The organism is Mixta intestinalis (assembly GCF_009914055.1).
GTDB lineage: Bacteria > Pseudomonadota > Gammaproteobacteria > Enterobacterales > Enterobacteriaceae > Mixta > Mixta intestinalis.
The window spans coordinates 978,955-995,198 of sequence record NZ_CP028271.1 but is presented as its reverse complement, the minus strand read 5'-3'; the positions used below and the strand labels follow the sequence as shown (position 1 = coordinate 995,198).

Annotated in this window: 16 protein-coding genes and 1 pseudogene; 5 read left to right on the top strand and 12 right to left on the bottom strand. The window is 52.1% G+C overall.

Annotated elements, in window-relative coordinates; translation table 11 throughout:
• Positions 1 to 15: 15 nt before the first annotated feature.
• On the bottom strand, positions 16 to 366 hold the full coding sequence (gene hinT / locus C7M51_RS04605; RefSeq protein ID WP_160620706.1) for a purine nucleoside phosphoramidase: 351 nt from the start codon (positions 364 to 366) through the stop codon (positions 16 to 18).
• A gap of 366 nt (positions 367 to 732) precedes the next feature.
• On the opposite strand from hinT, the gene C7M51_RS04600 reads away from it, so the two are divergent.
• The 5 genes from C7M51_RS04600 (at position 733) to C7M51_RS04580 (ending at position 5,626) form a co-directional block, all read left to right on the top strand.
• On the top strand, positions 733 to 2,325 hold the full coding sequence (locus tag C7M51_RS04600) for an MFS transporter (protein WP_160620705.1): 1,593 nt from the start codon (positions 733 to 735) through the stop codon (positions 2,323 to 2,325).
• Positions 2,326 to 2,335: 10 nt separating this feature from the next.
• Complete coding sequence (gene bglB / locus C7M51_RS04595; protein ID WP_160620704.1) at positions 2,336 to 3,475, top strand: beta-galactosidase BglB; 1,140 nt, start codon at positions 2,336 to 2,338, stop codon at positions 3,473 to 3,475.
• Between the two features lie 237 nt (positions 3,476 to 3,712).
• On the top strand, positions 3,713 to 4,561 hold the full coding sequence (locus tag C7M51_RS04590; protein WP_160620703.1) for a YPO3983 family protein: 849 nt from the start codon (positions 3,713 to 3,715) through the stop codon (positions 4,559 to 4,561).
• Positions 4,548 to 5,015, top strand: coding sequence for a DUF943 family protein (locus C7M51_RS04585; RefSeq protein ID WP_160620702.1), 468 nt, complete (start codon positions 4,548 to 4,550; stop codon positions 5,013 to 5,015). Before C7M51_RS04590 ends, C7M51_RS04585 begins: the two co-directional genes overlap by 14 nt.
• Positions 5,016 to 5,182: 167 nt before the next feature.
• Positions 5,183 to 5,626, top strand: a complete 444-nt coding sequence (locus C7M51_RS04580) for an Hcp family type VI secretion system effector (protein WP_160620701.1) — start codon at positions 5,183 to 5,185, stop codon at positions 5,624 to 5,626.
• Positions 5,627 to 5,746: 120 nt separating this feature from the next.
• Here C7M51_RS04580 and ptsG read toward each other — a convergent pair whose 3' ends face one another.
• The 11 genes and pseudogenes from ptsG to C7M51_RS04525 all read right to left on the bottom strand — a co-directional run bounded on the left by ptsG (position 5,747) and on the right by C7M51_RS04525 (position 16,239).
• Entirely contained in the window at positions 5,747 to 7,180 is a 1,434-nt protein-coding gene (gene ptsG, locus C7M51_RS04575; RefSeq protein ID WP_160620700.1) for a PTS glucose transporter subunit IIBC, read from the bottom strand.
• Between the two features lie 291 nt (positions 7,181 to 7,471).
• Positions 7,472 to 8,272, bottom strand: coding sequence for a metal-dependent hydrolase (locus tag C7M51_RS04570; protein WP_160620699.1), 801 nt, complete (start codon positions 8,270 to 8,272; stop codon positions 7,472 to 7,474).
• A gap of 15 nt (positions 8,273 to 8,287) precedes the next feature.
• Entirely contained in the window at positions 8,288 to 9,286 is a 999-nt protein-coding gene (holB, locus tag C7M51_RS04565) for a DNA polymerase III subunit delta' (protein ID WP_160620698.1), read from the bottom strand.
• Positions 9,286 to 9,918 carry a dTMP kinase gene (gene tmk / locus C7M51_RS04560; RefSeq protein WP_160620697.1) on the bottom strand — a complete coding sequence of 211 codons (633 nt, stop codon included), beginning with the start codon at positions 9,916 to 9,918 and terminating at the stop codon, positions 9,286 to 9,288. Before tmk ends, holB begins: the two co-directional genes overlap by 1 nt.
• Positions 9,908 to 10,933, bottom strand: coding sequence for an endolytic transglycosylase MltG (gene mltG / locus C7M51_RS04555; protein ID WP_160620696.1), 1,026 nt, complete (start codon positions 10,931 to 10,933; stop codon positions 9,908 to 9,910). The genes tmk and mltG overlap by 11 nt, the downstream gene beginning before the upstream one ends.
• Positions 10,934 to 10,946: 13 nt before the next feature.
• Positions 10,947 to 11,750 (bottom strand): aminodeoxychorismate lyase, encoded by an 804-nt coding sequence (pabC, locus tag C7M51_RS04550; RefSeq protein ID WP_160620695.1) that lies wholly within the window; start codon positions 11,748 to 11,750, stop codon positions 10,947 to 10,949.
• Positions 11,751 to 11,873: 123 nt separating this feature from the next.
• A pseudogene (gene fabF, locus C7M51_RS22580) lies at positions 11,874 to 13,117 on the bottom strand (beta-ketoacyl-ACP synthase II).
• 86 nt (positions 13,118 to 13,203) lie between these two features.
• On the bottom strand, positions 13,204 to 13,440 hold the full coding sequence (gene acpP, locus C7M51_RS04540) for an acyl carrier protein (protein ID WP_038626777.1): 237 nt from the start codon (positions 13,438 to 13,440) through the stop codon (positions 13,204 to 13,206).
• 154 nt (positions 13,441 to 13,594) lie between these two features.
• Positions 13,595 to 14,329, bottom strand: a complete 735-nt coding sequence (fabG, locus tag C7M51_RS04535) for a 3-oxoacyl-ACP reductase FabG (RefSeq protein ID WP_160620694.1) — start codon at positions 14,327 to 14,329, stop codon at positions 13,595 to 13,597.
• Positions 14,330 to 14,340: 11 nt separating this feature from the next.
• A complete protein-coding gene (gene fabD, locus C7M51_RS04530) occupies positions 14,341 to 15,270 on the bottom strand; it encodes an ACP S-malonyltransferase (RefSeq protein ID WP_160620693.1) in 930 nt (309 codons plus the stop codon).
• A gap of 15 nt (positions 15,271 to 15,285) precedes the next feature.
• Positions 15,286 to 16,239 carry a beta-ketoacyl-ACP synthase III gene (locus tag C7M51_RS04525; protein WP_160620692.1) on the bottom strand — a complete coding sequence of 318 codons (954 nt, stop codon included), beginning with the start codon at positions 16,237 to 16,239 and terminating at the stop codon, positions 15,286 to 15,288.
• Positions 16,240 to 16,244: the final 5 nt, after the last annotated feature.

Genomic DNA, 16,244 nt, shown 5'->3' with positions numbered 1-16,244 from the left:
AGTTCCGCTGACAGATTAAGCGCTGAGCATCGGCCCCAGCGGGCGGCCGCCGACCAGATGCATATGAATATGATACACTTCCTGTCCGCCATGCTGGTTGCAGTTCACAATCAGCCGGTAGCCATCTTCCGCAATCCCTTCTTTTTTGGCGATTTTCGCTGCAACGGTAAACATACGTCCCATCGCCTGCTCATGCGCTTCGCTAACGTCATTTGTGGTCGGCACCAGAATGTTCGGGACGATCAGCACGTGTGTTGGCGCTTTCGGTGAAATATCGCGGAAAGCGGTGACCAGCTCATCCTGATAAACGATATCCGCAGGGATTTCACGACGAATAATTTTACTGAAAATAGTTTCTTCAGCCATGAGGCATATCCTTAGCAAAGAGGTAAGTTATGGCAGTATGAGCGACAATTTCGTTTTCTTTCAACCTTCCTGCCGCTTTTCTTTGCTTTCATCGGCTGTAGTGCCACTTTTTTGTACACACCTTGCTCATCGAGCCGTTTTTTATGCGCTTTTTCGCAATAATTTGCTCAATCTTAACTCAAAATAAAACGCCGTTTTATAAATTAGATGCACGGCAGGTTTTCCTTTGTTTTTTTGCCAGTCTACTGTTGGAGGCAGCAAAAACGCGAAGGTTTGCATTCCCCCGCCCCTTTACCTTCTGGGTAATCCAATTGAGCTATTCAAAGTTCATGCGTTTTATTCGTGGTCATGACGAGGAGATAAACAATGCCAGCGCGTAAAATCGGTTTACGGCACTATCTGGCTTATGGATCGGGCGACTTTTTAGGCGCCGGCACCACAGCCCTGACGGCAGCGTGGCTGCTCTACTTTTATACGACCTTTTGCGGCCTGTCGCCGATTGAGGCCACCTTCATTTTCGCGATGGCGCGCGTACTTGACGCCATCATCAGCCCACTGATGGGCTTCCTTACCGACAACTTCGGCTCTACCTGGCTGGGTAAACGGTTTGGTCGCCGCAAGTTTTTTATCCTGCTCGGCATTCCCTGCGTATTTAGCTACAGCCTGATGTGGGTGGGTGAGATGAGCTATCTCTACTACCTGCTGACCTACCTGCTGTTCGATATCGTTTACACCATGATCCTGGTACCTTATGAAACTCTGGTACCGGAAATGACCGACGACTTCAAAAAGAAAACCAAGTTTTCCGGCGCGCGTATTGCCCTGGCGCAGCTGTCCGCAATTCTGGCTGCCTTCCTGCCGGGCGTGTTGATTAACCACTTCGGCAAAGATAACGCCATTTCTTTCTTCTACGCCAGCCTGGTCTTCTCTGTTATCTGCGCCATCGTGCTGACGCTGGTCTGGATCTATACCTGGGAGCGTCCGGCAGAAGAGTTCTCGGAAGAATCGCGCCGTGCTGAAGAGGAAAAGCGGCAGCTGACGCTGGCGCAGAGCCTGAAACGCCTTTATGTGGAGCTGGCCTCAACGCTGCGCGTGCGTATTTTCCGTCAGCATCTGGGCATGTATCTCGGCGGCTATATTGCGCAGGACGTGTTTAACGCTGTATTCACCTGGTATGTAGTGTTTGTACTCATGCAGAGCGCCCAAATCGCCTCTAGCCTGATGGGTACAATGGCAATTTTGCAGTTCATTGCCGTTATGGGGATGATCCCGCTCTGTATTCGCCTGGGACCTGCGCCCTCCTATCGCCTGGTGGTCACGCTGTTTGCCCTGAGCGCCCTCTCTTACGCGGGCCTGTGGTACAGCGGCATGAACGATAATATGGCGCTGCTGGTCTTTATCTCCGCGCTGGCTGGACTCGGACGTGGCGGCATCAACTATGTTCCCTGGAATATCTATACCTATATCGCCGATGTTGATGAGGTAATTACCGGACAACGTCGTGAAGGCATCTTCGCCGGAATTATGACGCTGACGCGTAAGGCGTCGCAGGCGGGTGCAGTAATGCTGGTGGGTATTGTATTGCAGCTTTCCGGCTTTGTTTCCGGTCAGGCGCAGCAAAGCGATACCGTACAGCATACCATTCTGCTAATCCTCAGCGTCGGCACGCTGTGCGTTCTCGCTATCGGCTTCCTGATCTCCCTGCGCTTCCGTCTCAACCTGCAAACGCATTCCGTGCTGCGTGAAGAAACCAGCAAGATGCGTCAGGCAGGCCGCCCGGTGCCGGAATCGATTACGCCTGAAGCGCGTGCGACGGTAGAAACGCTCGCCGGGTTGCCTTATGAAAATCTGTGGGGCAATAACAATATCGGCTTCCTTAACCGCCACAAATCTCCTGCTCCGGCGCTGCGTCCCGTACAGGCCGCAGGTACGGAGCTGTCACACTCTTTGAAACGATAGGATCTTAATAATGACTGTATTTCCTGTAAAACATAGCGCCCTGTTACGTCAGCCTGAATTTTTACTGCCCCGGCCACAGCTGGTGCAGCTGATTGAAAAATTGACCGATAATTTAGTGGCGATCGTTGATGAGAGCGGCGAGTTTCTGCTGCGGCTGGATGACGGACGCGTTATCGATACCAAAGGCTGGGCTGGCTGGGAGTGGACACACGGCATTGGGCTGTACGGGATGTATCACTACTATCAACAGACCGGCGATAGCAAGACGCTGGCAATTATCGACGACTGGTTTCGTGAACGTCTGGCGGAAGGAACGCCGACCAAAAACGTTAATACCGTTTGTCCCTTGCTGACGCTGGCTTACCGCTATGAAGAGACAGGTAATCCGGCGCTGCTGCCGGTGCTGGAGCGCTGGGCTGAGTGGGTGATGTATGAAATGCCACGTACTGAACGGGGCGGACTGCAACACATCGTTTATAACAACGAAAACCATCAGCAGCTGTGGGACGATACGCTGATGATGAGCGTGTTGCCGCTGGCAAAAATTGGCAAGCTGCTTAATCGCCCGGAATATGTAGAAGAAGCCAGCTATCAATTCCTGCTGCACGTACAGTATCTGATGGATCGGGAAACCGGGCTGTGGTTCCACGGCTGGAGTTTCGATGGAAATCATAATTTCGCGAAAGCGCGCTGGGCGCGCGGCAACAGCTGGCTGACTATCGTTATCCCGGAATTTATCGAGCTGATGGGCTGGCCGGAACAGCACGCAACGCGCCGTTTCCTGCAACAGGTGCTGGAAAGCCAGGTGGCTGCACTTCAACAGTGGCAGCATGAAAGCGGCCTGTGGCATACGCTGCTGGACGATCGCGACAGCTATCTGGAAGCGTCTGCCACCGCCGGTTTCGCCTACGGTATTTTAAAAGCGGTACGTAAGCGCTATCTCTCACGCGATTATTTGCCAATGGCGGAACAGGCGGTGAAAGGCGTAATCAAACATATTAATGATGACGGCGAGCTGACGCAGGTTTCATTTGGCACCGCGATGGGCAGCGATCTGGACTATTACCGGCAGATTCCTTTGACCTCGATGCCTTACGGCCAGGCAATGGCATTGCTGTGCCTGACGGAATATTTGCGCGTTTATCTCTGATAAATACTTTTGCTGTAACAGGCGGCTCTCCGGTGAGCCGCTATTTTTTTCGCTTTCTCTGCCCTGCCAGCGCATTAAAAAGTGTGTCCGCACCTGCTTGCTTCACTCATTTATATACATCTCACCGTAACGTTAAGCTGATATAGCTAAACGAGTAACAGTGTTCATTATTTACACAACTGGTGAGATAGCATACCCTTTTTACGGACGTTAATGAGGAACAAGGAATGTACCGCTATGTCTGCATTGCAGTTTCCCTGTACGATTTTTAAAACACAAAATTTGATGGATGACTATGGCGCAGCCGATATGCTCTACGGCGATCTGACTGAAACACAATTAAAAAATGATTTCCATCTGCTTGATGTGTCTGCCAGAGTTAATCCTTATACGTTGACGAAAATTACCCCTTTTAGTCAGCCACATTCGATGTTCCATGGTTCACGTGGCGCCGGTGAGAAGGTAACTCATCAGGAATGCGCGAATATCCTTTTTGACGAGCTACGTCATCTGTCGCAAAGTTTTGCCTTATATGGTCCTTACAAGTATTTAATTGTAAAAATGATTAACCATATGCAGGACAATACCGGCACTCCGTTTACCAGTTTAGATCTGAACCGGGCGCTAAAAGAGCATATAGTTAACGATCGTGACCCCGAAAACAGCACGCGAATACTGTTGCAAGAAGCCTTAAGTACGAATATAGACTGGTCAAAAAAAATTTATCCAGTGTCAAAGATAGGTAAGCTGAAAGAAAGGATAAAAAATGGCAAACTACCAAAATTTAATAGACTTCAGGATAACATCAATGGAATGGGCATTACCATACATGATACTTGGGCAACGCATATCATTATAGATTCATTACGTATTGATAAAGAGAACTATCGTGCATCTGTACGTTACAAGGTACAGGATCATTTTGGGCTTGATACAGCTGATATTTCAAAAACTAAATTTGGCCTGTTTCGCTTTTTTCGAATCTGGTTCTTACTACAACGTCATAAGGCTTTTAGTTATCGGCCTTTTTTAACTAATATGGAAACAATAGTGGAGATAGAAGGAGAAATTAATGAAAATAAATAAAAAAAAGATTTATTGTTTACTGGTGATTTTTTTCGTGATGTTATTGGGCTTTTCTGTATGGTTGTCATTACGCACAGTAGAAATTGTTGCTGTACATAAAAGAACCAGTGGTTTTAGTGATGTCCTGGTAACCAAATTTCCTTTTACTACCAGAGGAAAAATCAACTGGTGGCTGGAAAACAAAGAAATGTTAAAAAATAAATATAATATTCCTCAGTCGGAATTTTCAAAAAATTTCACTATAACATTTTGGCTATTCGGAGAGGGTTATATGGAACAAGGGAAATATGATCGTCTCTGCTTCCCTGAAATGAAAACAGAGAAGAACTGCATAGAAAAGGAAAAAGTCTTCACTGTCGATTACAGTAAAAATACCGGATTATTTTTTACCGTTAGTGACGGATATTATCGTTTAAAAGACAACGGTAAAATAGAAAAAACAAAAATTTACTAACAATAATTATTTTACTGACGCTAACGGTTACTGCCGATTAAAAATTATCAAAGTAATAAAACAGATAAGTCTTGATTGATTAATTACCTGAGCAAGCAAGATATCGCACAGGTATCACCATGGATCCCCGATGTTTAACGGGCACAAATAAATAAAAAAGGAAAACGATGAAAAGCATGTTTCTTAAGATAGATGGAGTAACGGGCGAATCAGAGGACAGTGCCCATCAGGGCTGGAGCGATATACAAAACTATACCTGGGGCGTCAACAGGAACGGTCCTGGCCCCGGTAATTCCAGATATCGTAACCTGACGGTCTATAGCCAACTTGATCAGGCAACGTCAGCTACGCTCTTACTGGCGACCAATGGCAATTATATAAAATCGATAACCATCTCGCTCTGTAAAGCAGGTAACGGTATGCTTGAGTTCTGCCGGATTACGCTGGAGCATGTCCTTATTCTGGGCGTTAACATCAACGGCAGCGATGTTACCTATGACTTTGAGGGTGACAGAGTGAAATTCCAGTACTGGAAACAGACCGTAGCCGGAATAAAAGGCCCGGAAAGCCGTATGGGTTGGGATATCAGGAACACCACCTCCTTCTTTTGAAACGCCTTAATACGTTGTTTCAGCGCGTATCTGTGTCATAGCGTACTTTCCCCTGCATTCATCTATACGCATAAAAAAGGCCGCTTGCGCGGCCCTTCACGTTTATACCTGTAACGATGATTATGAGTTACGGATGTAATCATCCATTTCAGTTTTCAGGTTATCAGACTTGGTGCCGAAGATAGCCTGTACGCCAGAACCAGCGACAACCACACCAGCTGCGCCCAGTTTTTTCAGGCCAGCCTGATCGACTTTAGAAACGTCGGCCACGCTAACGCGCAGGCGGGTAATACAGGCATCGAGGTTGGTGATGTTTTCTTTACCGCCAAACGCCGTTACCAGGTTTGCTGCCATTTCGTTGGCTGTGCCGGTGCTCTGTTCGGTCGTCGCATCTTCACGGCCAGGCGTTTTCAGATTCAGTTTAGCGATCAGCACGCGGAAGATAGCGTAGTAAACCAGACCGTAGACGATACCAACGATCGGGAACAGCCAGATTTTGCTGCTGTTACCGCTCAGCACGATAAAGTCAATCAGACCGTGCGAGAAGCTGGTGCCGTCACGCATACCGAGCAGAATACAAATCGGGAAAGCCAGACCTGCCAGAATCGCGTGGATAACGTACAGGATCGGTGCCACGAACATGAACGAAAACTCGATCGGTTCGGTAATACCGGTCAGGAACGAAGTCAGCGCAGCGGAGATCATGATACCGCCCACTTTCGCGCGGTTTTCCGGTTTTGCTGAGTGCCAGATAGCGATAGCAGCAGCAGGCAGACCATACATTTTGAACAGGAAGCCACCGGACAGTTTACCCGCGGTCGGGTCACCCGCCATGTAACGCGGAATATCGCCGTGGAACACCTGACCAGCCGCGTTGGTGAACTCGCCGATCTGCATCTGGAAAGGTACGTTCCAGATATGGTGCAGGCCAAACGGCACCAGCGAACGTTCAATGACGCCGTAGATACCAAAGGCTACAACCGGGTTCTGATAGGCTGCCCACTGGGAGAAATCCTGAATCGCGCTGCCAATCGGCGGCCAGATAAAGGAAAGCACAACGCCCAGAATAATCGCCGTCATACCGGAGATAATCGGAACGAAACGTTTACCGGCAAAGAAGCCAAGATACTCAGGCAGCTTAATGCGATAGAAGCGGTTAAACATGTAAGCGGCGATGGAACCGGCGATAATGCCGCCCAGCACCCCGGTATCCGCCAGATGTTTATCGGCAATCTCCTGCGCAGGCAAATGCAGCACCAGAGGCGCAACCACCGCCATGGTTTTCACCATAATGCCGTAAGCGACCACGGCTGCCAGCGCCGAAACGCCATCGTTATTGGTAAAGCCTAACGCCACACCGATAGCAAAGATCAGCGGCATATTGGCGAACACCGAACCGCCTGCTTCCGCCATTACATGTGAAACAACAGCAGGCAACCAGGTAAAGTTTGCCGAACCGACGCCCAATAAAATACCGGCAATCGGCAGCACCGATACCGGTAGCATGAGCGATTTACCGACCTTTTGCAGGTTTGCAAATGCGTTCTTAAACATATTGTGGAACTCCTGAGTATGAGTGCTTTTAGTCGCGCAGTACGCGGCGGTGCAAGAGGGAGGATCCTGCACCATTGGGGCTTGTTAAGGCCCTCTGGATTTATTACGAAGGGTAAAATAAATCCTTCCGATTTTGTTTGATACCTGTCACGTTTCGCCTATCAGGCGGCTAATCTTTAGAATATTTTTTATTTTTTCGCCAACTTTTGCGTAGAAAAAATTCACAGCGCGAACTTTTTCGCGCTGCACTTTACGTTTTTTAGAGACTAATTACGAGCAGTAAAATAAAGATTAGATATGAGTATCGGTGAGACGTGACATGGGAACGTGGAACAGATCGGAGAAGTTCTGCGTAGTAGCCTGCGCCAGCGTCTCGATATCCACGCCCTTCAGCACTGCCATATAGTCAGCCACGTCCCGCGTCCACGCAGGCTGGTTCTCTTTGCCACGATGTGGCACCGGAGCCAGATAAGGGGAATCCGTCTCTACCAGCATACGATCCAGCGGTACATAGCGCGCCGCTTCACGCAACGCTTCGGCATTACGGAAGGTGACGATGCCGGAGAAAGAGATATAGAACCCCATATCCAGCAGCTTGCCTGCGGTTTCACGATCCTCGGTAAAGCAGTGCAGCACGCCGCCACATTCCTCAACCTTTTCTTCTCTCAGGATTGCGAGCGTATCTTCACGTGCATCACGCGTATGTACGATAACTGGCTTGTTCAGCTCACGTCCGATACGGATATGTTCACAAAAAGAAGCCTGCTGACGCGCCATGGTTTCCTGCTGATAATAGTAATCCAGCCCGGTCTCCCCCATCGCCACTACGCGCGGATCGGCTGCCAGCTGGCGCAGCTCGGCAAAATCCCACTCTTCTTCCTGATTAAGAGGATGTACGCCACAGGACCAGGCGATATTGGGCCGATCGCCTAACAGCTGCGTCATTGCCCGGAAACCAGGTAAGGTCGTGGCGACCGCCAGCATAAATTTGACGTCACGCGCGGCGGCTTTTGCCAGCACATCATCAACGTCTTTGTGCAGCGTCTCATAGTCCAGGCCATCAAGATGGCAGTGGGAATCAACTAAAAACATAACGACTCTCTTTGATTATTGAACCGACGGCGCTGCCGCCGGTTTAAGCAACGTTTCCCAGTTCAGCAACTGTTCGGTCAGCAACAGCTCGCGATTGACCGCCACGATATGACTCAGACGATCCCGGCAAAGCAGCCACTGACGCAGGCTTTTATCCAGCGCGGCGGCGGGCAAGCGCTGCGCCAGCTGTAACACCAGCTGCGGACGATCGACGTTGGTAATAAAGCGATCGCCGCTCTGCTGCCATTTCAGCGCATCCGTCAATAGGGAAGCGAGCCAGCCGATGCGCTCGGCAACGTTATCGTGATTCAGCTGCGGTAACAGCGTAAGCACATCTCCATTCAACGCGATGGAAAGCGTATCGCACAGCGTCTGACGCTGAGTCCAGTGCTGCTGATCGAGTAGCGCCAGCGCCGCCGCCGGTGCTCCGCTGCTTAAGCGTAGTGCGGCAAGCATGGCATCAGGCGCGCCAGCCTCTTGCTTCTGTAGCCAGGCCAGACTTTGCCGTTCATCCGGTGGTGCCAGATGTAGCCGCAGGCAGCGGCTGCGCAGCGTTGGCAACAGCCGTGACGGTTCGCTGCTGCTGAGAAAGAACCAGCTGTTCTGCGGCGGCTCCTCCAGCGTTTTCAACAGCGCATTTGCCGCCGCTTCGGTCAGCTCTCCCGCATCGGGTAGCCAGACCACTTTTGCACCGCCCTGCTGCGCGTGATGAAACAGTTTTTCGTTCACGTCACGTACCGCATCAATACCGAGTGCGCTTTTACCCTTTTCTGCCGCCAGGCGGTGCCAGTCAGGGTGCGTTCCGGCAAGCATCAGCTGGCAGCCGTGACAGTGACCGCAGCTTTTCAGGCCGTCGCGCCGTTGGCAGAGCAGCCAGCGGCTGATAGCCCACACCAGCTCGCTGTCACCCATTCCCGGCAAAGCCTGTACCAGCAGCGCATGGTGCGCCCGATCAGCCTGATGCTGGCTGATAACCTGGCGATAAACCGGATTAAGCCACGGATACCAGTTCATTATTGCTGCTCCACCAGCCAGCTGGCTAAAACCCGTTTAAGTGACAACGTCACTTCTTCCAGTGGCTGTGTTGCGTCAATCGTTTTAATGGTCGCGTCGTTAGCAGCCAGTGCAAGATAGCGCTGACGGGTGCGTTCAAAAAATGCCAGCGACTCCTGCTCAATGCGATCGAGTTCGCCACGTGCGCGTGCGCGCTGCAAACCGATAACGGGCGTCACGTCCAGATAGAGCGTCAGATGGGGACGAAACGCGCCCAGCACGGTATCACGCAGCGTTTGCATCAGTTGAGCATCAATACCCCGCCCTCCTCCCTGATAAGCCTGCGAAGAGAGGTCGTGACGATCCCCTACTACCCAGGCTCCACGCGCCAGCGCCGGTTTGATTATCGTCTCCACCAGCTGCACCCGCGCGGCGTAGAGCATCAGCAGCTCCGCCTTATCGGTAATTTTTTCGCCGTCCAGCCCCTGTTTGATCAGTTCGCGTAGTTTCTCCGCCAGCGGCGTACCGCCCGGCTCACGGGTAAAAACGATATCGGTAATGCCCTGTTCGCGCAGCATCGCTACTACGCAATCACGCGCGGTAGTTTTGCCTGCACCCTCCAGGCCTTCAATCACAATAAATTTACCGCTCATTTTTTTCCTTCATTGTCATGCGCCAGGCTTTAACCGCCTGGTTATGGCTGGCCAGGTTAGTGGTAAACGTATGCCCGCCCTTGCCGTCAGCAACAAAATAGAGATAGTTGCTTTTTATCGGATGCGCTGCCGCTTCCAGCGATGCCTTACCCGGCAAAGCGATGGGTCCTGGCGGCAACCCATTAATGGTATAGGTATTGTAAGGCGTAGGCGTTTCCAGATCCTTTCGCGTCAGCACGCCGTTATATTTTTCACCCAGGCCGTAAATAACCGTGGGATCGGTTTGCAGGCGCATCCCGGTACGCAGGCGGTTAATAAATACCGAGGCGATCTTGTTACGTTCATCGCTAACCGCCGTTTCCTTCTCAATAATAGACGCCATGGTGACCATTTCTTCTGGCGACTGGTACGGTAAATCAGGCTGGCGATTTTGCCAGATAGCAGCAACCTCGGTCTTCATGCGCTGATGCGCACGCTGTAGCAGCGCCACATCGCTGGTATTAGCGGTATAGAGCCAGGTATCAGGCCAGAGCCACCCTTCCAGGTTTGCACCTTCAGGCAGCTTTAGCGCCGCAGCAACTGTCTCTGGGCGATCGTCTTTCAGCGTATGCTTCACCCAGGGCGAATTCCGTAATTCACGCAGCACATCCTGCAGGCGTGTACCTTCGGTGAAGCGCACCGGAAACTGCGCCTCTTTACCGCTTGCCAGCAGGGTTAACAGCTGGCGCACTGTCATCCCTTTTTCCAGGCGATAGGTGCCTGCCTTGAATCTCGCCAGTTCCGGCTTTAGCTTCAGCAATACGCTGAACCAGGAAGAAGGCGCAATAATATGCTGACTCTCCAGCCGTGCCTGCAACGCCACCCGCCCGGTACCGGCAGGCAGCGTGAAAATAGTTTCCTGGTTAATCCTCAGCGGTGCCGCGGCAAAGCGCAACACCTGCCAGTAACAACCGGCAGCAGCAGCAGCGACAAGCAACACCACCACAGCAGCAATAATTTTTATTTTACGACTCATGATTGATCCACTTTTAGCAATCCGGTGCCAGCAGTTGGTAAAGCATGCGGGATTGATAGTGCCAGTTATCAATCTGGCGAACCGGCAGTAAAGGCATCAGCGCGTTGGTAATAAAAACTTCCTCCGCCTCCGCCAGCACTTCCGGCTGTTCACGAACCTCATGGCAAAGATAGCCATGCCGCCGTGCCAGACCGATCACATGCCTGCGCATAATTCCATTTACTCCCGCACCGCGCAACGCTGGTGTAAACAGGTGTTTTTGCTTGCGCCAGAATAAATTAGCCGCACAGCATTCCACCAGCCTGCCCTCGATGTCAAGCACCAGCGCCTCCTCCGCCTCGCTCTGTTCCAGCTCCGTACGGATCAACACTTGTTCCAGGCGGTTAAGGTGTTTTATCCCGGCCAGCAGCGGGTTAATACCGAGGCGTACCGGGCTGGTTGCCAGACGCACGCCGCTTTCACGCAGTGCGGCATAATGGCCCGGCGCAGGTGCCAGCATCATGATACGCGTAGGCTGATGACAGTTAGCCCCGCTGTAGCCACGTCCGCCCGCACCGCGTGAAAGGATCACTTTCAGTACGCCTTCTGGCTGTGTCCAGCTTTGCGCGGCAGCCTGCATTTCCAGCTTCAGTAGCCGCCAGTCGAGGCCGTTAATTTTGAGCACCGAAGTTGCCTCACGTAGCCGTTGCAGATGCGCTTCCAGCCAGTCAATTTTACCTTCGCGCAGGCGCGCCGTAGTAAAACAGCCGTCACCATACTGCAAAGCGCGATCGCTGACAGCGATCTGCTGCTGCGGCTCTCCGTTAATCCAAAACATACTTATACCTGGCGTTACGCCATAACTGACGGCTTATCCACCCGCCGGGATACGGCGGAACCGATATTGTCCGGATGTAAAAAAGGCCCGCACTGCGGGCCTTTTATCGGCAAAGGAAGTGACTCAGACACGACGGAAAATCAGCGAGCCGTTAGTCCCACCAAAGCCAAAGGAGTTACACAGGGTATACTCCAGATCTTTTACCTGACGTGCGGTATGCGGCACAAAATCGAGATCGCAGCCTTCATCCGGGTTATCAAGGTTAATCGTTGGCGGAACGGCCTGATCGCGTAGCGCAAGGATGGAGTAGATAGATTCTACCGCACCTGCGGCACCCAACAGGTGACCCGTCATCGATTTGGTCGAACTGACCATCACGCTTGACGCAGCTGCGCCGAACACTGATTTCACCGCCTGCGCTTCAGCCTTGTCGCCCGCAGGTGTCGAAGTACCGTGCGCATTGACGTAGCCGATCTTCTCCGGCGTCAGCTGCGCATCTTTCAGCGCATTGACCATTGCCTGAGCGGCACCCGCGCCGTTTTCCGGCGGCGAAGTCATGTGATAGGCATCGCTGCTCATGCCAAAGCCTACCAGCTCAGCATAGATTTTCGCGCCGCGTTTTTTGGCATGTTCGTACTCTTCGAGCACAACAATACCCGCGCCGTCACCGAGCACAAAACCATCGCGATCTTTATCCCCACGGACGGCTTGCCGCCTGCGGGTTATCGTTACGCGTGGAGAGCGCACGTGCCGCGCCGAAGCCGCCAATACCCAACGGGGTACTACCTTTTTCCGCGCCGCCCGCCAGCATCACATCCGCATCGCCATAGGCGATGATACGCGCCGCCTGACCGATGTTATGAACGCCGGTAGTGCAAGCGGTAGAGATGGCAATGCTGGGGCCTTGCATCCCATACATGATAGTTAAATGGCCAGCTATCATGTTAACGATGGTAGAAGGCACAAAGAACGGACTGATTTTACGCGGCCCGCCCTGCACCAGCGAGGCATGATTATCTTCAATCAGCCCCAGCCCGCCAATGCCTGAACCAATCGCCGCACCGATACGGGGCGCGTTTTCTTCGGTAATAACCAGGCCGGAATCCTGCATGGCCTGTACGCCAGCGACAACTCCATATTGAATGAAGGCATCCATCTTACGCTGATCTTTTGCGCGAGATGATTTCTTCACAGTTAAAATCCTTTACTAAGCCAGCAAAACGCGTTGCGTAGGCACTAGTATCGAAATGGTCGATCAGGCTGATGCCACTCTGCCCGGCAAGGAGAGCACTCCAGGTTGACTCTACGGTATTGCCGACAGGAGACAACATGCCAAGACCGGTCACAACTACACGACGCTTAGACACGTTCATCCTCCAGGGAGGGAAAGATTGACACTATGTGAAGTGAACAAAAAACTCAGGCGGTCGAATGACCGCCTGATGGGTGTTCATTAGGCCTGATGGTTATTGATGTAATCAATAGCAGCCTGAACAGTAGTGATCTTCTCAGCTTCTTCGTCCGGAATCTCAGTATCAAACTCTTCTTCCAGAGCCATTACCAGCTCAACGGTATCAAGAGAATCAGCGCCAAGATCTTCAACGAAAGATTTTTCGTTGGTGACTTCTTCCTGCTTAACGCCAAGCTGCTCGGAGATGATTTTCTTAACGCGTTCTTCGATAGTGCTCATACTATTAAATTTCCTATCAAAACTCGCTTTCGCGATGGTTTTCGTAGTGTATAAAAAGTTGGAAAAGATGCAACTCAATCCCGGCTGGTCCAACCACGATTTGACGTTATTTTGCGGCTATTGCCTCAATTAACGCAAATAGTTTTCGTAATTATCAGACCATGTACATTCCGCCATTGACATGCAACGTTTCACCAGTGATGTACGCTGCTTCGTCAGAGGCTAAAAATGCGACGGCACTGGCGATTTCCTGTGCGCCGCCAAGGCGGCCCGCCGGTACTTCCGCCAGAATGCCAGCGCGTTGATCATCGCTCAACGCGCGCGTCATGTCGGTTTCAATGAAACCCGGAGCCACAACGTTAACGGTAATACCACGTGACGCAACTTCACGCGCCAGTGATTTGCTAAAGCCGATTAAACCCGCTTTTGCAGCCGCGTAGTTTGCCTGACCCGCATTACCCATCGTACCAACAACGGAACCGATGGTAATGATACGGCCCACGCGTTTTTTCATCATTGCACGCATTACCGCCTTAGAAAGACGGAATACGGAGGTCAGATTGGTATCCAGAATGGATTCCCACTCATCATCCTTCATGCGCATCAGAAGATTATCACGCGTAATGCCAGCATTATTGACTAAAATGTCCACCTCGCCAAATTCGGCGCGAATATTTTCAAGGACGCTCTCAATTGACGCCGGATCGGTCACGTTCAGCTGTAAACCTTTACCGTGATTTCCCAGATAAGCGCTGATCGCATCTGCGCCGCTCTGGCTGGTGGCGGTACCGATCACTTTCGCGCCACGCGCCGCCAGCGTTTCGGCGATAGCGCGTCCGATACCGCGGCTTGCGCCGGTCACCAGAGCTATTTTTCCTTCGAAACTCATATCATCCTCGTTTATTGTTCAAGCGCCGCTGCCAGACTGGCGGAATCGTTCACCGCCGAGGCTGTCAGAGTGTCGACAATACGCTTCGTCAAACCGGTAAGCACTTTACCTGGCCCAACTTCCAGCAGCGCGGTAACGCCCTGCGCTGCCATAAATTCCACGCTTTCGGTCCAGCGTACCGGGCTATAGAGCTGGCGAACCAGCGCACTGCGAATAGCTTCCGGTGAGGTTTCGCATTTTACATCAACATTGTTTACAACCGGTAAGGTTGGCGCATTAAAAGTAATATTTTCCAGCGCAACCGCCAGTTTTTCCGCCGCTGGCTTCATCAGCGCGCAGTGAGAAGGCACGCTAACCGGCAGCGGCAGCGCACGTTTTGCACCCGCAGCTTTACAGGCGGCCCCCGCACGCTCTACGGCATCTTTATGACCAGCGATAACCACCTGACCCGGCGAGTTGAAGTTGACCGGTGATACCACCTGGCCCTGTGCTGCTTCTTCGCACGCTTTTCCGATCGCCGCATCGTCAAGGCCGATAATCGCCTGCATAGCACCGGTGCCCGCCGGAACGGCTTCCTGCATCAGCTTGCCGCGCAGCTCTACCAGTTTAATCGCATCGGCAAAGTTCATTACGCCTGCACAAACCAGCGCAGAATATTCGCCGAGGCTGTGGCCCGCCATCATTGACGGCGTCTGACCGCCCTGCTGCTGCCATAAACGGTAAATCGCTACCGAGGCGGCCAGCAACGCAGGCTGCGTCTGCCAGGTTTTATTCAGCTCTTCAGCCGGACCCTGCTGCGTCAGCTGCCACAGATCGTAACCCAGAGCATCAGAAGCCTCTTTAAAGGTAGCTTCAATGATCGGGTGATGTGCAGCCAGCTCGGCCAGCATCCCAACGGTTTGCGAACCCTGTCCAGGGAAAACCATTGCAAATTGCGTCATCTTTTGTTCCTTCGGTTAAAAACGAACCAGCGCCGAGCCCCAGGTGAAACCACCGCCAAAGGCTTCCAGCAGTACCAGCTGGCCGGGCTTAATCCGCCCGTCACGCACCGCTTCATCCAGCGCCGCCGGTACGGAAGCGGCAGAAGTATTACCGTGACGATCGAGCGTCACCACAACTTTATCCATGCCCATACCCAGTTTTTTCGCCGTGGCACTGATAATACGCAGGTTAGCCTGATGCGGTACCAGCCAGTCGATTTGCGTACGTTCAAGATTATTGGCTGCCAGCGTTTCATCAACGATGTGCGCCAGCTCGGTGACGGCTACTTTGAAAACTTCATTGCCGGACATGGTGAGATAAGCAGGTTGATCCTGTGCCGCACGATCCTGGTAAGGCAGCGTCAGCAACTGGCCGTAGCGACCATCGGCATGCAGATGCGTAGAGATAATGCCCGGTTCTTCGCTGGCAGAAAGCAGAGCAGCTCCCGCGCCATCGCCGAACAGAATAATGGTGCCGCGATCGCTCGGATCGAGAGTACGGGCCAGCACGTCAGCGCCTATCACCAGCGCATGTTTTACCGCACCGTTTTTGATGTATTGATCGGCTACGCTCAGAGCGTAAGTGAAGCCCGCGCAGGCTGCCGCCAGGTCAAACGCCGCGCAGTCTTTGATTTCCAGCATATTCTGGATCATGCAGGCTGAACTGGGAAACGCATGGCTACCTGACGTTGTGGCAACAATAATCAGCCCGATATCATTTTTATCGACACCTGCCATTTCCAGCGCGCGCTCGGCAGCGGCAAAGCCCATTGTCGCCACGGTTTCATCCGGGGCAGCGATACGACGCTCGCGAATGCCGGTACGGGTAACAATCCACTCATCGGTGGTTTCCACCATTTTTTCCAGATCGGCGTTAGTCCGCACCTGAGCGGGCAGATAACTGCCCGTACCGATTATTTTGGTATACATGTCCG

What these genes read in the sequence shown, in the direction of transcription:
- hinT (WP_160620706.1), bottom strand. Translation starts at nt 366, where the DNA reads ATGGCTGAAGAAACTATTTTCAGTAAAATTATTCGTCGTGAAATCCCT.
- C7M51_RS04600 (WP_160620705.1), top strand. Translation starts at nt 733, where the DNA reads ATGCCAGCGCGTAAAATCGGTTTACGGCACTATCTGGCTTATGGATCG.
- bglB (WP_160620704.1), top strand. Translation starts at nt 2,336, where the DNA reads ATGACTGTATTTCCTGTAAAACATAGCGCCCTGTTACGTCAGCCTGAA.
- C7M51_RS04590 (WP_160620703.1), top strand. Translation starts at nt 3,713, where the DNA reads ATGTCTGCATTGCAGTTTCCCTGTACGATTTTTAAAACACAAAATTTG.
- C7M51_RS04585 (WP_160620702.1), top strand. Translation starts at nt 4,548, where the DNA reads ATGAAAATAAATAAAAAAAAGATTTATTGTTTACTGGTGATTTTTTTC.
- C7M51_RS04580 (WP_160620701.1), top strand. Translation starts at nt 5,183, where the DNA reads ATGAAAAGCATGTTTCTTAAGATAGATGGAGTAACGGGCGAATCAGAG.
- ptsG (WP_160620700.1), bottom strand. Translation starts at nt 7,180, where the DNA reads ATGTTTAAGAACGCATTTGCAAACCTGCAAAAGGTCGGTAAATCGCTC.
- C7M51_RS04570 (WP_160620699.1), bottom strand. Translation starts at nt 8,272, where the DNA reads ATGTTTTTAGTTGATTCCCACTGCCATCTTGATGGCCTGGACTATGAG.
- holB (WP_160620698.1), bottom strand. Translation starts at nt 9,286, where the DNA reads ATGAACTGGTATCCGTGGCTTAATCCGGTTTATCGCCAGGTTATCAGC.
- tmk (WP_160620697.1), bottom strand. Translation starts at nt 9,918, where the DNA reads ATGAGCGGTAAATTTATTGTGATTGAAGGCCTGGAGGGTGCAGGCAAA.
- mltG (WP_160620696.1), bottom strand. Translation starts at nt 10,933, where the DNA reads ATGAGTCGTAAAATAAAAATTATTGCTGCTGTGGTGGTGTTGCTTGTC.
- pabC (WP_160620695.1), bottom strand. Translation starts at nt 11,750, where the DNA reads ATGTTTTGGATTAACGGAGAGCCGCAGCAGCAGATCGCTGTCAGCGAT.
- acpP (WP_038626777.1), bottom strand. Translation starts at nt 13,440, where the DNA reads ATGAGCACTATCGAAGAACGCGTTAAGAAAATCATCTCCGAGCAGCTT.
- fabG (WP_160620694.1), bottom strand. Translation starts at nt 14,329, where the DNA reads ATGAGTTTCGAAGGAAAAATAGCTCTGGTGACCGGCGCAAGCCGCGGT.
- fabD (WP_160620693.1), bottom strand. Translation starts at nt 15,270, where the DNA reads ATGACGCAATTTGCAATGGTTTTCCCTGGACAGGGTTCGCAAACCGTT.
- C7M51_RS04525 (WP_160620692.1), bottom strand. Translation starts at nt 16,239, where the DNA reads ATGTATACCAAAATAATCGGTACGGGCAGTTATCTGCCCGCTCAGGTG.